The sequence below is a fragment of the Leclercia sp. W17 genome (assembly GCF_003336325.1).
Taxonomy (GTDB): Bacteria; Pseudomonadota; Gammaproteobacteria; order Enterobacterales; family Enterobacteriaceae; genus Enterobacter.
The window spans coordinates 1525027-1540003 of sequence record NZ_CP031101.1 but is presented as its reverse complement, the minus strand read 5'-3'; the positions used below and the strand labels follow the sequence as shown (position 1 = coordinate 1540003).

Sequence of the window (14977 nt, the reverse complement as noted above, 5' to 3'; positions counted from 1 at the left end):
GTCTCCTGTGGTTTGGGGAAATGCCCAACGTTCCAGAAAGTAATGTCTGGTATGCTCAAAAGTCATGATGTGATCCGTAGCACGTTTCCGGTTTTAATTGTATGATGAATGCGTTCCATTAAGGGTTTCCACCATGAATAAAACACTGATCGTTGTCTGGCAATACTTGCGCGCCTTCATCCTTATTTATGCCTGCCTCTATGCAGGTATCTTTCTCGCCTCCCTGCTGCCGATCACCATTCCCGGCAGTATTATTGGCATGCTGATCCTGTTTGTGCTGCTTGCGCTGCAAATCCTTCCGGCAAACTGGGTCAAGCCAGGCTGCTCGGTCCTGATCCGCTATATGGCCCTTCTGTTCGTCCCCATCGGCGTGGGCGTGATGCAGTATTACGATCTGCTGAGCGCGCAGTTTGGCCCGATCTTCGTCTCCTGCACCATCAGTACGCTGGTGGTGTTTTTAGTGGTGAGCTGGAGCACCCATCTGGCGCATGGGGAGCGTAAAGTGATTGGACAGAAAGGACAGAAAAAATGATGGCTAATATCTGGTGGTCGTTGCCGCTCACCGTGGCAGTCTTCTTCGCCGCCCGCAAGCTGGCGGTACGCCTGAAGTTCCCGCTGCTTAACCCTCTGCTGGTGGCGATGGTCGTGATCATCCCTTTCCTGCTGTTAACCGGCATCCCTTACGATCACTATTTCCAGGGCAGCAAAGTCCTCAACGATCTGCTGCAACCTGCGGTGGTCGCGCTGGCGTTTCCGCTGTATGAACAACTGCACCAGATCCGCGCCCGCTGGAAGTCGATCATTACCATCTGCCTGGTGGGTAGCGTGGTGGCGATGATCACCGGCACCTCGGTGGCGTTGCTGATGGGGGCAACACCGGAAATTGCCGCCTCCATTCTGCCTAAATCGGTCACCACCCCGATTGCCATGGCGGTGGGCGGCAGCCTCGGCGGTATCCCGGCGATCAGCGCCGTGTGCGTCATTTATGTCGGTATTCTGGGTGCGGTATTAGGCCATACGCTGCTGAACGCCATGCGCATTCGCACCAAATCTGCCCGTGGTCTGGCGATGGGCACCGCCTCACACGCCCTCGGCACCGCCCGCTGTGCGGAGCTGGATTACCAGGAAGGTGCCTTCAGTTCGCTGGCGCTGGTGATCTGCGGGATTTTGACCTCGCTCATCGCCCCTTTCCTGTTCCCGATCATTCTGGCGGTGGTGGGCTAAAATTTGCGACGCGTCGCGCATTTTTAATCTGAGCTTCATAAGTTGCACACATAATGAGATCTAAGTCACATATAAAGCCCCAGCGGCTCCGTACACTACCGATCCATTAACCTTTATGAGGCAACGCCATGCATCCACGTTTTCAATCAGCTTTTGCCGAGCTAGCAGAGAATTTGCAGTCAGCCCTGGCCCCGGTTCTGGCGGATGCACACTTCCCCGCCCTGCTGACGGCTGAACAGGTCGCCGCACTGAAACATGCCACGGATCTTGATGATGACGCGCTGGCCTTTGCGCTTCTGCCGCTGGCGGCGGCCTGCGCCCGCGCCGACCTGTCACATTTCAACGTCGGTGCCATTGCCCGCGGCGTGAGCGGCACCTGGTACTTCGGTGGCAATATGGAGTTTCTCGGGGCGACCATGCAGCAGACCGTGCATGCGGAACAGAGCGCCATCAGCCACGCCTGGCTGCGTGGTGAAAAATCCCTGCAGGCGATTACCGTCAACTACACCCCGTGCGGCCACTGCCGTCAGTTTATGAACGAGCTTAACAGTGGTTTACAGCTGCGCATCAACCTGCCGGGCCGCGCCCAGCATACGCTGGGGGATTACCTGCCGGATGCGTTCGGACCGAAAGATCTTGAGATCAAATCGCTGCTGATGGACGAGCAGGACCACGGTTATGCCGTGAGCGGCGATGAACTAACCCAGGCTGCTATTCTTGCCGCCAATAAAGCACATGCGCCATACAGCAACGCGCCAAGCGGCGTGGCGCTGGAGTGTCGTGACGGGCGAATCTTTACCGGCAGCTATGCTGAAAACGCTGCCTTTAACCCGACGCTGCCGCCGTTACAGGGTGCGCTGAACCTGCTCAGCCTTAACGGTTACGACTACCCGGATATCCAGCGCGCCATTCTGGCGGAAAAGGCCGATGCGCCGCTGATCCAGTGGGATGCCACTGCGGCCACGCTGCGTGCGCTGGGTTGTAGCAACATTGATCGTGTCCTGCTGGGCTAAGCGTATGATGCGGGCAGCCATGCCCGCACAACTGATGAAAATCCCCTCAATTAAATCGCCCTTTCTTGCGCTTACCAGACGGGTAAAGTAGCCTGAGTGAAATTTCACCTTTGGTAAGAGTCATCTATATGTTAAAGCGCGTGTTTTACAGCCTGGTTGTCCTGATCGGCATCGTGCTGTTGACTGCGCTGGGCCTCGACCGCTGGATGAGCTGGAAAACGGCTCCTTATATCTTTGATGACCTTCAGGATCTGCCCTACCGGCAGGTCGGCGTGGTGCTGGGCACCGCCAAGTATTACCGCACCGGGGTGATCAACCAGTATTACCGTTACCGCATTCAGGGAGCGCTCAACGCCTATAACAGTGGCAAGGTCAACTACCTGCTGCTGAGTGGTGACAATGCGCTGCAGAGCTATAACGAGCCGGTCACCATGCGTAAGGATTTGATTGCCGCAGGGGTTGATCCGGCCGATATCGTGCTTGATTATGCCGGTTTCAGAACCCTCGATTCGATAGTTCGCACCCGTAAGGTGTTTGATACCAACGATTTCATCATCATTACCCAGCGCTTCCACTGCGAGCGCGCGCTGTTTATCGCCCTGCATATGGGCATTCAGGCCCAGTGTTATGCCGTCCCGTCACCAAAAGATATGCTCACCGTGCGGGTACGCGAGTTTGGCGCACGTCTGGGGGCGCTGGCGGATCTTTACATCTTTAAACGCGAACCACGCTTCTTAGGCCCGCTGGTGCCAATCCCGACAATGACGGAAGTCCCGGCCGATGCCCAGGGTTATCCGGCGGTCACGCCAGAACAGCTGCTTGAGATGCAGAAGAAGAAGTAACCCCCCGCCCGGTGGCGGCTTCGCCTTACCCGGCCTACAAAACAAAAAAACAGCGATGAAGAAATAACAAAAAAGCAAAGGCCTTACAGCGGCTGCCTGGTCCGGCTGAAAATCGCCGAAGCGTTTCCGGAAGGCCGGGGCGAGGCGCATGGACGCGCCGAGAGGGCATAGCCTGCAGGGATGCAGGCTGGTGCCCGACCCGAAAGCCTGAAGGAATAAGCTGAGGGCACCGCGAAGCGGCGATTTTCTTGCCGGGAGCCGGGATTGTTAAGGGGGCGGCGATAGCCCCCTTAACACGTTCACCGGTGACGCGTTGAACAGAGAAGCAGCGAACGCAAGGTGAACGGAATACCCATAGCCGCCGCATGTTCTCCTTACCTCTCTCCCTCAGTGAGAGGGACATAAAAAAACCCGCACAAGGCGGGTTTTTTATTAGCAGCTATCTTACTTCTTACGCGCGTACTTCAGGGAGTCCAGCGCAACGGCGAAGATAATGATCGCACCCTTGATAATGTACTGCCAGTACGGGTTGACGCCGATATAGGTCAGACCGTAGTTGATAACGGTGAAGATGATCACACCGGTGACCACACCCAGCACGGTACCCACACCACCACTAAACGACACGCCACCCACAACGCACGCGGCAATCGCATCCAGCTCATACATAAAGCCGAGGTTGTTGGTGGCAGAGCCGATACGGCCCGCTTCCAGCAAACCACCGAACGCATAGAACACGCCGGACAGGGCATAGATAACCAACAGGTTCAGCGCCACGTTAACACCAGAGACTTTCGCCGCTTCCGGGTTACCCCCGATAGCAAAGATGTTCTTACCGAAGCGGGTTTTGTTCCACAGCACCCAGACGAACGCCACGGCAATCAGCGCGTAGAAGGTGATGTAGGAGAGGCGGAAACTGCCCATCGCGATAAAGCCCTGCGTAAAGGTCGAGAATCCACTGTCGAAACCGGAAATCGGTGATGCGCCCACAAAGTCGTAGTACAGGGAGTTGATACCGTAAACGATGATCATTGTACCCAGGGTGGTGATAAACGGCGTTACGTTCAGGTACGCAATGATGATGCCGTTAATCAGACCGATGACCGCGCCAATAGCACAGACAATCAGGATCACCAGGAAAATGGGCATGGTTGCCATTTCCGGGAAGACCTTGTTGGCGTTTTCCATCGACTGCAGAAGCGTTGCCGCAACAACCGCCGCCAGACCAACCTGACGGCCAGCTGACAGGTCAGTACCCTGGGTGACAATAAGACCAGCCACGCCGAGGGCGATAATAATACGCACCGAAGACTGGGTCAGAATGTTACTTAAGTTCAGCAGACTTAAGAAAGTCGGATCCTGGAAAATAATAATGGCCAGTAAGACTAAAAGAACAACGTAAATACCGCCTTCTTTCAGATAAGTAAGAAAACTTTTCTTATTTAACGCACTCATGAGGAGCCCCTGATCTTAAAGGTGCAAAGACGCAAGACGCAAAATTTCGTTTTGCGTTGTCGTTTTGGTGTCAACAATTCCGGCAACGAGACCATTGCTCATAACCAGAATACGATCTGTGATCCCTAACAATTCCGGCATTTCGGAAGAAATAATAATAATCCCTTTATCTTTCTTAGCTAATTCAGCAATCAGCTGATAAATTTCAAATTTTGCACCAACGTCGATACCGCGGGTTGGTTCATCCAGCATCAGAATTTCTGGCTGGGTTAACAACCAGCGTCCAATAATAACCTTTTGCTGGTTACCACCGGAAAGCGAGCCAATTTGCGTGCGGTGTCCTGGGGTTTTTACGCGCATGGAGTCAATAACCCACTGGGTATCGCTCTTCATGCGGGAATTATCCAACAAACCGATTTTATTTTTATAATTATGAATATTTGAAATTAAGGAGTTAAAGTTAATATCCAGATAGGCGTAAATACCGGTCGAGCGACGCTCTTCGGTCACCAGCGCAAAACCGTGGTTAATGGCTTCGTTGGCGTTATGGTTATTAATCTTTTTACCGTGGAGAGTGATGGTGCCGCCAGATTTCTCGCGGATGCCAAACAGCGTTTCGACGATATCGGTACGCTTGGCCCCCACCAGACCGGCAATACCGAGGATCTCCCCTTTATGCAGATCGAAGGAGACATCGCGAATGGAAGGCTGACGCAGTGAAGTCAGGTTGCGCACTTCCAGAATCACTTCGCCCGGCTTGTTCTCTTTGTTCGGGAAGCGCTGGTTCAGGGAACGGCCAACCATCATGGCGATGATCTTATCCATGTCCAGCCCTTCCAGCGACTGGGTGGCGATCCACTGCCCGTCGCGAAGCACGGTGATTTCATCACACAGCTGGAAGATCTCTTCCATTTTGTGAGAGATATAAACGATGCCGCAACCGCGCTCTTTCAGTTTACGGATAATGGTGAACAGATGGTTCACCTCTTTCTCCGTTAATGAAGAGGTAGGCTCGTCCATAATCACGATTTTAGCGTTATAGGAGAAGGCCTTGGCGATTTCAATCATCTGCATTTGTGAAACAGACAACGTACCGACGCGCGCACGCGGATCGATATCAATATCCAGTTCATCAAAAATAGCTTTGGTGTCGCGATACATTTTGTCCTGATCGACAAATACGCCTTTGGTCGGATAACGACCCAGCCACATATTGTCCATAACAGAACGCTGAAGTACCAGGTTTAGTTCCTGGTGAACCATCGAAATACCGTTTTCCAGTGCCTCTTTGGCGGAATGGAAATCGATCTCTTTTCCCTGAAAAAGAATGCTGCCAGAATCTTTTTGATAGATCCCAAATAAGCATTTCAATAATGTTGATTTACCCGCACCGTTTTCACCCATTAAGGCGTGAATGGAGTGAGGCCGTACTTTTAAATTAACATTATCCAGTGCTTTAACACCGGGAAAAGACTTGTTGATACCGCTCATTTCCAACAAGTATTCACCGGACGACTGAGTCGTTGTGCTGACCATAATTATACCTTCTCGGCCTCGCGTCGCGTGATAAAAGGGCGCAGAAACTGCGCCCAGTGGAATGCTATAACTTATTTACCGGTGAACTGCGCCAGGTTTTCCTGATCTACACCAACATACGGTACACGAACAACTTTGTTGTCAATTTTCCAGTTAGTACCGTCAGCAGCGCCTTTACCTTCTGCCAGGTTTTTCGCCAGATCGAAGGTGGCTTTCGCCTGGTTGTTGGCATCGTTCAGCACGGTACCGGCCATTGCGCCAGATTTAACCAGTGCCAGCGCTTCTGGCAGGGCATCAACACCAAATACCGGGATAGAGGATTTGTTGTGTGCTTTCAGAGCTTCTACCGCACCCATTGCCATCGCGTCGTTGTTCGCGATAACCACTTCAATTTTGTTCGCGTTCGGGCCGGACAGCCATGCGTCCATCTTGTCTTTCGCCTGAGCGGTATCCCACATTGCGGTATCTAAAGCCAGCTGCTGGGTTTTCAGACCCTTGTCGTTCAGCTCTTTGATAACGTAGGTGGTACGTGCTTCAGCGTCCGGGTGGCCTGGCTCGCCTTTCAGCAGTACGAACTGTACCTGACCATCTTTGTTCAGATCCCAGTTCGGGTTAGCGGCCCAGTGTTTGGCAATCAGGTCGCCCTGAATAATGCCGGATTCTTTGGAGTCGGTACCGACGTAGAAGGCTTTGTCGTAGCTATCCAGCGCTTTGCGGGAAGGTTCTTTGTTGAAGAACACAATCGGCACGTTCTGACCGCGTGCTTTTTCAATAACGGTGCCTGCTGCTGCCGGGTCAACCAGGTTGATTGCCAGAGCTTTTACGCCTTTCGCCAGCAGAACGTCGATCTGGTCGTTCTGTTTGGACTGGTCATTCTGGGAGTCGTTCATCAGCAGCTGTACGTCTGGTGCGCCAGTACCCTCTTTCTCGATTGCCTTACGCACAACGGACATGAAGTTGTCGTCATACTTATAGATAGTCACACCAATACGGCTATCTGCAGCGTGCGCGGCGGCACCGAAAAGCATGCTTGCCATAACAGCAGACAGAGTCAACACCTTCTTATTCATGATATCTCCGATTTTTATGCAGGGTAGTTCGTGTGAATAAGGCTCGGCGGGCACATGTTAAAGAAACGTTACTGCCGGCCGAAGTCCACTTATAAAATTTCTATCTTCCTTGGTCGGTAACGCTCCAGAATGCGTTTTTTTGGATGTTTAACGAACCTTAGCTATAGCCAAAGTGATTAATCACCGTTACATAGCGTTTCAGTTGCTAAAACGCTGACATCATAGACAGCGCATTGTTAAGTTACTGTGAATTTACTCACAAATTGAAAACGGTTACATCACGGCGAATTATTAGTTAGTGATCGGCACCACAGTTTGCCGAATGGCAACGGAGTGGCGGCGCACTAAAGTTGGCATGAAACAGTGTGTTGCATTCATATCCAGCTTCCCGGCGGCCCCCTGTAACGCCAGCTCCGTGGCCAGCCGGGCCATGGAGGCGATGGGGTAGCGGACTGTGGTCAGCTGCGGGTCCGTGTAACGGGCAATCGGGATATCATCAAAACCAATCAATGACAGATGCTGTGGCACCGCAATGCCATTGTCTTTCAGCGCCGTGAGTGCGCCCGCCGCCATACTGTCGTTGTAGGCAAAGACCGCGGTCAGCTGCAGGTTGCGCCCGAGCAGCTCCACCATGGCCGCTTCCCCACCCTGCATGTCCGGCGCACCGGTGCCGATCCAGCTGTCTGATCCGGTAATACCCTGTTCAAGCAACGCTTTCTGCCAGCCTTCCCGGCGCATATCATCGTCCTCAATGCGGTGGCTGGAGGCCAGATAGCCGATGCGCTGATGCCCGTTGTTCATCAGCATCCGCGTCGCCATCATCGCTCCGCTGACGTTATCGAGGCAGACGCAGCGGTGGGCGTAGCCGGGAACGATGCGGTTAATGAGCACCATGCCGGGGATCTGCTCCATCAGGGCAGAAAGCTCCTCGTCGCTCAGGGCTTTTGAATGCACGATCAGGGCGTTACAGCGCTGGCGAATCAACACCTCAATGGCGTTACGCTCTTTTTCCGCCTCGTGATAGCTGTTGCCGATCAGCACGTTTTTCTGGTGCTCCTGGGCCACCATATCGACGGCTTTTACCAGGGCACCGAAGAAGGCATCTGACACGTCCATCACCACCACGCCGATGGTATCGCTGACCTGGGTCGCCAGCGCCTGGGCGTTCGCATTAGGCCGGTAGCCCAGCGCCGTGACGGCTTTCATCACGCACTCCCGCGTCTCCGGGCTGACCAATGCGCTATTGTTGAGAACCCGGGAAACGGTGGCGACAGAAACGCCCGCCTGACGCGCGACGTCACGAATGGTGATCATATTCACCACCCTTATTTAGATTGCAGCGACTCACAGACACCCCCTGTGTTTAGCAAGGTGTCTATTCTGGCAGCGACAAGGCGAGGACTACGTGAAGAAGGTCACAAGGATGAAAACGGTTACATCCGTTTTGTTAATGATTGTGATCCAGATCGTTATCCGGATGTATGGCTTGATGAAACGCCTGACGCACGTATGGTCAATTGTCGCCATACCCATTCCAGCGGTCCCTGACGGAAATGGCGCATCCAGAGGACAGAGAAAAGAATATTAACCAGCCACACCGGCAGGACAATGCCCAGCAGCTGTAGCCGGTCGAACTTCATAAATAAGCCAAGCTGATAGAACAGGGTGGTACAGAGCAGCGTCTGTAAAATATAGTTGCTGAGCGCCATGCGTCCCACGCAGGCCACCGCCGTCACCAGCCTGAAACGGCAGAGCTGCGGCCAGTAACCGTAGATGAGCGCGGCATAGCCAATCGTCTGAAACGGCGCGCTCAGCTCGCGCGGCGCCTGCAACAGGAATGCACACCAGCGATAATCCCAGTGCAGATACCACTGGGCGATCACCGCCGGAAGATTAACCGCCAGCCCCACCAGCACCAGCCACATCCCGGTACGGCGATAGTGGCGCGGGCTGAACTCGCCCTTCAGCCAGCCGGTACGCATCAGCGCGGCGCCGATCAGCATCATCCCCGCCAGCTGCCAGCCATACTGTGCGCCCAGCGCCAGTAAACTGTTGCCAATCATATCCGCCCGGTTGCTGATGGCTTCTAGTCCGCCGCCCAACTTCCAGTACTGCTCATATTGCAGGTTCGCCGCATCCGGTACCCAGGAGCGGTTGGTCGAGCCGCCGGAGATAACCCCCAGCAGCAGCAATATAGCCACGCCGATAAGAAACAGCACCACGCCGGTATTGAAGAGATTTTTGACATCATGTGCATCGCGAATGATGCGCCAGCAGATCAGCCCTACCAGCCCATAGGCCAGCAGAATATCGCCATCCCAGAACAGCAGCCCATGAATAAATCCGAACAGCACCAGCAGAGAGAGCCGGGCCTGAATCCAGCGTTTACCGCGTTTCAGTAACAGCTGAAGACCTGCGCCAAACAGCAGCGCAAACAGGGTAAGGAATTTGACCTGGGCAAAGAGATCCAGCACCGCCCATGTCCAGGCGTCGCGGAGAGTGATATCGCCATACCAGGCGGGATTGAGGTAAGCGGCCTTCGGCAAACCGAAGGCGCTTATATTCAGAAGCAGAATACCCAGAATAGCGACGCCACGAACGAAATCCAGCGTGACATTTCTTTCCATGTACCCTGCCCTGACGATTAGCTAACGTGACGGACGGCGCGCAGGAACTCCTGGCGGGTATTCTGGCTCGATTTGAACAGGCCGCCCAGCGAGGTGGTGGTGGTGGCGCTGGTCGCATCACGAATGCCGCGCGCTTTCACGCAGTAGTGTACCGCATCAATTGATACCGCCACGTTGTTGGTGCCAAGCAGCGTTTGCAGCGCGATGAGGATCTGCTGGGTTAAACGCTCCTGCACCTGCGGACGCTGGGCAAAGAACTGCACGATACGGTTGATTTTGGACAGGCCAATCACCGCATCTTTCGGGATATAAGCCACGGTCGCTTTACCGTCGATGGTCACAAAGTGATGTTCGCAGGTGCTGGTCAGGGTGATATCGCGCACCGTCACCATCTCATCGACCTTCATTTTGTTTTCAATGACGGTAATTTTCGGGAAATTAGCGTAATCAAGCCCGGAGAAAATCTCATCGACATACATTTTGGCGATGCGACGCGGTGTCTCCATCAGACTGTCATCACTCAAATCGAGATTGAGCAGCTGCATGATTTCGGTCATGTGCCCGGAAATAAGACTTTTACGTGTTTCGTTGTCCATCTCCTGAACCGGTGGGCGCAGCGGCGTTTCAAGGCCGTGTGCTACCAGCGCTTCATGGACGAGGGCAGCTTCTTTACTCATTGATGACATTCTTTTCTCCTGCAGGTGTGGCGCTCTTCTGCCCTCCGTGGGGCAAAATGTGCACTCATTGTGCGCGAGGCGGCGAGCATAATCCAGTATTCACCGCGATAATTATTCTAATTGTCGTTACCTTTCAACCTGACGCTGCCAGACCAGTCCGCCCGCAACAAACAATGCGATACCGGCAAGGCCCAGCGCAGGCTCAAGCTGATGGGTAAGCCAGCTCGACAGTGCCGAGGTCATCGGGCCAATTAGCTGCCCGATGGCATAGCCGGTCGTCAGTAACCCGGCCATGTAACGCGTATGATTCGGTGCCAGTTCACGCCCATAGAGCAACGAGAGCTGCACCGCACATAAAAATCCGCCACCGACCAGCAGCGCACCGGTCACCAGACCGGCCATCCCCGGCATCAGCCAGGCGGCAATCACCCCTACCGCCTGCAACCAGAGCACGATCGCCAGCCGACGATGGGTCGACGCGACGTGGCGCAGGGCGATACTGAGGGCAATCCCCACCATCGAGGCGACACCAAAAACCGGCCAGACAAACTGGGCAAAGGCGCTGCCGGGAAAGCGCAGCGCCGCCATCTGCGACAGAAACGTCGCCGGGAGGATGTAGCCAAACCCGGCGAGGCTGTAGCTCCAGACCAGACGACGCAGATCGCGGGTTAGCGTCAGCGGCTCCGGCGTGGTGCCCGGACGATGCAACTGCCCGGCACGGGGCAGGTAGCGGGCCACCAGCGCGACGAGCACCAGCGCCAGCAGGCCGTAGATTTGCCAGGCGGCGCTGGCGGAGAGCGCCTGCGCCTGGATCCAGACCGCCAGCAGGCCGCTTAAGGCGATCCCGGCCCCCGGCCCGGCAAACACCGCGGCACTCAGGCCCGGCTTGCCAAAATGGGCCAGCCGTTCGTTGGTCCAGGCGGCAATCAGCACCATCGACCAGCCGCTCATGCAACCAATCACAAAGCGCAGCAGCCCGTGGATCACCGCATTATCCGCCACGGCGGAGAGCAGGGTGAGCGCCACCGCGCCAACGATCCCCAGCCACAGACGGCCCTCGACAAACCGGTGCGCGCGCATGGCATCCCACGCTCCCGCCAGATAGCCGAGATAGTTCATCGCCGCCACCAGCCCGGCGCTGGTCAGGGTGAGCTCGCCCGCCGAAATCATCAGCGGCACCTGAGGAGTAAAGGCAAAGCGCCCTATTCCCATCGCCACCACCAGAACCACAAATCCGCTGAGCGCGATACGCAGCGCCATGACCACCCCGATTGTTAAAGTTTCGTAAATTCATGATGCAGGATATGAAGCAAATGCGGAAGTGAAAGTTGCTCACACGTTACTGAATAATCTGTATTATGGCTTTCAATCCCGATCTCACCTTCCTGAAGGAGCCCTGCATGGAACTGCTCGAAGAGCACCACTGTTTTGAAGGTCGACAGCAGCGCTGGCGTCACGACTCCACGGTGCTGAACTGCGCGATGACGTTCAGCATTTTTCTTCCTCCGGCAACCGGCGGGGCGAAACCGCCGGTGCTCTACTGGCTCTCCGGCCTGACCTGCAATGATGAGAACTTCACCACCAAAGCGGGCGCCCAGCGCGTAGCGGCCGAACTGGGGATCGCCCTGGTGATGCCGGATACCAGCCCGCGCGGCGACGACGTGGCGGACGATGCCGGGTACGACCTGGGCAAAGGCGCCGGGTTCTACCTGAACGCCACTCAGGAGCCGTGGGCGCGTCATTACCGGATGTATGATTATCTGCGCGACGAGCTGCCGGCGCTGATCCAGGCGGAGTTTGCAGTAGCCGATCGCTGTGCCATCAGCGGCCATTCGATGGGCGGTCACGGTGCGCTGGTGATGGCGCTGAAAAACCCCGGTAAATATGTCAGCGTCTCGGCGTTTGCGCCTATCGTCAATCCGACGCAGGTGCCGTGGGGGCAGAAAGCCTTTAGCCACTATCTGGGTGAAGATGCTGCAAACTGGCAGGCGTGGGACAGCTGCGCCCTGATGCTGAACAGCCAGCCGGAACAGGCGATCCCGACGCTTATCGATCAGGGCGATGCCGATCAGTTCCTGGCAAGCCAGCTACAACCGGCGGTGCTGGCGGAAGCCGCGCGTCAGAAGGCCTGGCCGCTGACGTTACGTATCCAGCCGGGGTACGATCACAGCTATTATTTCATTGCGTCGTTTATTGAAGATCATCTGCGCTTCCATGCGCAGCAGCTGTTGAAGTAAGTGCCAGCCTCATGCCCGGTGGCGCTTCGCTTACCGGGCCTACAAAACCCACATCAGCCCGTAGGCCGGGCAAGCGCAGCGCCGCCCGGCAAACAGACCGCACCGCTCCGGCGATCCCTCGATCAGAACTGGTAATCCACCGCCATAAAGTAACGGCGTCCTTCTTCGGTATAGGTGTAGTCGTCGCGGCTGAGATCTTTATCCAGCAGGTTCATGACGCCCGCACGCAGCTTAACGTTTTTGGTTGCCTGCCATGCACCACCGGTGTTCCACACCACATAGCCACCCGGCGTTGCCGCGCCATCGGTAATCGCGCGTTTCTCACCCGTGTAATTCCCCTGCACGTAGAAAGACCACGCCTGGGTCGCCTGCCAGTCCAGCGTACCGTTTGCGGTATGGAACGGCAGCTCGGAGAGCGGCTTGTTGCCGCCGTTGCTGATATCACGCCCGTCGTTATAGGTGTAATTCAGCGTCATTCGCCACTCTTCGGCAATCGGGAACTTAATCTCCGTCTCCAGGCCACGGATACGCGCCTTATTGACGTTGTAATAGCGGAACACCGGCTCGCCGTCGGCATTCAGCCCGACATAGTTAGGGTAGCTCTGCGCCTGGCCGACGTTGGCGGTACGGCTGATGCTGATCCGGTCATCAACGTCATTCTGGAAAGCGGTGATGCTCCCCTGAACGCCTTCTAACCAACCCTCTTCCCCGCTGTAGTACAGCCCCAGCTCAAAACTTTCACTGGTTTCTGGTTTCAGGTCCGGGCTACCGACGATTTCACATGCACCGCGGCAGGATCCGGTGGTCCAGTCCGGACTCAGCTGCAACAGTGACGGCGCCTTGAATGCCGTTGCCCAGCCGCCTTTCACCGTTAGAGTATCGGTGGCGTTATAAACCAGGTAAGCACGCGGGCTCCAGTGGTCGCCGTAGGTTTCATGGTCATCCATGCGCACGCCGGTGGTGAGCGCCAGCGGCTCAAAGATCCGCCATTCATCTTCCAGGAACAGCGCATACTGGCTGGCCGATGTATTACTGCTGTTGCCGCCGGTAAGGTTGACCGGATCTTTCAGCTTATCGTGACGCCACTCTCCGCCAAAGGTCACCAGCTGGTTAATCTCCCCCAACGGCAGGACATATTTACCGTCGATGGAGTTGCTTTCGGAGGTGATCGCGCTGCTGTTGCCCGGATTTTTGTTGTCCACCTTCTCGCCGTAGAATTTCAGCTCGCTGTTGCCCAGCCCCCAGCGGCCATTGTGGCTCAGGGAGTAGTTCTGGCGCTCCAGACGGTTTTTGTCCAGCGAGTCGGAATCCCGATCCTGACGGTCAAAACCATACCCGGCGGTGAAATCGTGGTTTTCGTTCGGGGTCCAGGCAAATTCCACGTTGGCATCACGGCTGGTGAAGCCTTCGATACGCGGGGTTTCGCCTGTAGCGCTGGTGGAAGAGGACTGCGGATCGTCTTTATCACGCTGGGAGACGCTGCCGAAGGCTTTCAGGCCGAGAACGCCATCCACCAGCGGGCCGCTGGTATAGAACTGGCCGCCGTAGGTGTCACCGCGATCGCGATGTTCCTGAATGGTGGTGTCGGCAGTGAGGGTGCCGGTCCATTTCTGGCCGATCTTTTTGGTGATGATATTGACCACGCCGCCCAGAGCATCGGAGCCGTAGAGGGAGGACATTGGCCCGCGCACCACTTCGATGCGCTCGATGGCGTCCACCGGCACCCAGTTGAGATCGAAGTCGTTATGGCGGAACACGGCGTTGCGCGAGTTGACGCGTTTGCCGTCGATCAGGATCAGCGTATAGCTGCTGTCCAGCCCGCGGATACTGACGCCCTTGCGGTTGTCCCCTTCGTTAGTTAACTGCACGCCCGGCACGTCCTGTAACACATCTTTCAGGTTCTGCCCCGGCTTACGCTGCAGATCCTGCTGGGTGATGACGCTGATACTGGCGGGGGCATCTTTCAGGTTTTGCTCGTTGGCCGAGGCGGTAACGACCATCGTGTCGCCAGATTCCACCGCCGCAACCGGCAGGGCCAAGGAAAGAGCAGACGCGCACAGCCCTCCCCGAACGAAGGGATTCAACCTAAACATTCCATTTCTCCATGAGGTAAACACAGCAAAATCAAATATGTACTGCTCACATTGCATTGCATGCCGCCCGCTTCTTTGGGCGGGTCGGTCTGGTAATTCTTTGCAGGTGTGGCCGCAACCCCTCCCCTGACCAGGGCGAGAAAGTTGACTCCTTCATCCTTTTGATTACTTTGCTAATGATAAAGCAAACGATAACCATTATC

Annotated in this window: 13 protein-coding genes; 5 read left to right on the top strand and 8 right to left on the bottom strand. The window is 55.6% G+C overall.

Translation table 11 applies throughout. From position 1 onward, the window contains the following. Positions 1-133 precede the first annotated feature (133 nt). From DVA44_RS07505 to sanA, 4 genes are all read left to right on the top strand, one after another. Complete coding sequence (locus tag DVA44_RS07505) at positions 134-532, top strand: CidA/LrgA family protein (protein WP_114386099.1); 399 nt, start codon at positions 134-136, stop codon at positions 530-532. Continuing rightward, complete coding sequence (locus DVA44_RS07500) at positions 529-1224, top strand: CidB/LrgB family autolysis modulator (RefSeq protein ID WP_103825023.1); 696 nt, start codon at positions 529-531, stop codon at positions 1222-1224. The genes DVA44_RS07505 and DVA44_RS07500 overlap by 4 nt, the downstream gene beginning before the upstream one ends. A gap of 128 nt (positions 1225-1352) precedes the next feature. After that, positions 1353-2237 (top strand): cytidine deaminase, encoded by an 885-nt coding sequence (gene cdd, locus DVA44_RS07495; protein WP_114386098.1) that lies wholly within the window; start codon positions 1353-1355, stop codon positions 2235-2237. Positions 2238-2365: 128 nt separating this feature from the next. Next, positions 2366-3079 (top strand): outer membrane permeability protein SanA, encoded by a 714-nt coding sequence (sanA, locus tag DVA44_RS07490; RefSeq protein ID WP_103180320.1) that lies wholly within the window; start codon positions 2366-2368, stop codon positions 3077-3079. A gap of 444 nt (positions 3080-3523) precedes the next feature. Here the strand turns inward: sanA and mglC are convergent, their stop codons facing one another. From mglC to DVA44_RS07450, 7 genes are all read right to left on the bottom strand, one after another. Further along, positions 3524-4534 carry a galactose/methyl galactoside ABC transporter permease MglC gene (mglC, locus tag DVA44_RS07480; RefSeq protein ID WP_103180322.1) on the bottom strand — a complete coding sequence of 337 codons (1011 nt, stop codon included), beginning with the start codon at positions 4532-4534 and terminating at the stop codon, positions 3524-3526. A 15-nt stretch (positions 4535-4549) separates the two neighbouring features. After that, positions 4550-6070, bottom strand: coding sequence for a galactose/methyl galactoside ABC transporter ATP-binding protein MglA (gene mglA, locus DVA44_RS07475; protein WP_103825020.1), 1521 nt, complete (start codon positions 6068-6070; stop codon positions 4550-4552). A 71-nt stretch (positions 6071-6141) separates the two neighbouring features. Further along, on the bottom strand, positions 6142-7140 hold the full coding sequence (mglB, locus tag DVA44_RS07470) for a galactose/glucose ABC transporter substrate-binding protein MglB (protein WP_103825019.1): 999 nt from the start codon (positions 7138-7140) through the stop codon (positions 6142-6144). 291 nt (positions 7141-7431) lie between these two features. Then, positions 7432-8454 carry an HTH-type transcriptional regulator GalS gene (galS, locus tag DVA44_RS07465; protein WP_114314436.1) on the bottom strand — a complete coding sequence of 341 codons (1023 nt, stop codon included), beginning with the start codon at positions 8452-8454 and terminating at the stop codon, positions 7432-7434. A 155-nt stretch (positions 8455-8609) separates the two neighbouring features. After that, positions 8610-9767, bottom strand: a complete 1158-nt coding sequence (gene yeiB / locus DVA44_RS07460; RefSeq protein WP_114386096.1) for a DUF418 domain-containing protein YeiB — start codon at positions 9765-9767, stop codon at positions 8610-8612. A gap of 17 nt (positions 9768-9784) precedes the next feature. Continuing rightward, positions 9785-10453, bottom strand: coding sequence for a GTP cyclohydrolase I FolE (gene folE / locus DVA44_RS07455; protein WP_103180331.1), 669 nt, complete (start codon positions 10451-10453; stop codon positions 9785-9787). Between the two features lie 117 nt (positions 10454-10570). Further along, positions 10571-11704: a YbfB/YjiJ family MFS transporter gene (locus tag DVA44_RS07450; RefSeq protein ID WP_114386095.1), complete on the bottom strand. Its 1134-nt coding sequence runs from the start codon at positions 11702-11704 to the stop codon at positions 10571-10573. 140 nt (positions 11705-11844) lie between these two features. Between DVA44_RS07450 and fghA the strand changes: the two genes are divergently transcribed. Beyond that, positions 11845-12681 carry an S-formylglutathione hydrolase gene (fghA, locus tag DVA44_RS07445; RefSeq protein WP_114386094.1) on the top strand — a complete coding sequence of 279 codons (837 nt, stop codon included), beginning with the start codon at positions 11845-11847 and terminating at the stop codon, positions 12679-12681. 122 nt (positions 12682-12803) lie between these two features. Here the strand turns inward: fghA and cirA are convergent, their stop codons facing one another. Further along, on the bottom strand, positions 12804-14774 hold the full coding sequence (gene cirA, locus DVA44_RS07440; RefSeq protein WP_114386093.1) for a catecholate siderophore receptor CirA: 1971 nt from the start codon (positions 14772-14774) through the stop codon (positions 12804-12806). Between the last annotated feature and the right edge of the window lie 203 nt (positions 14775-14977).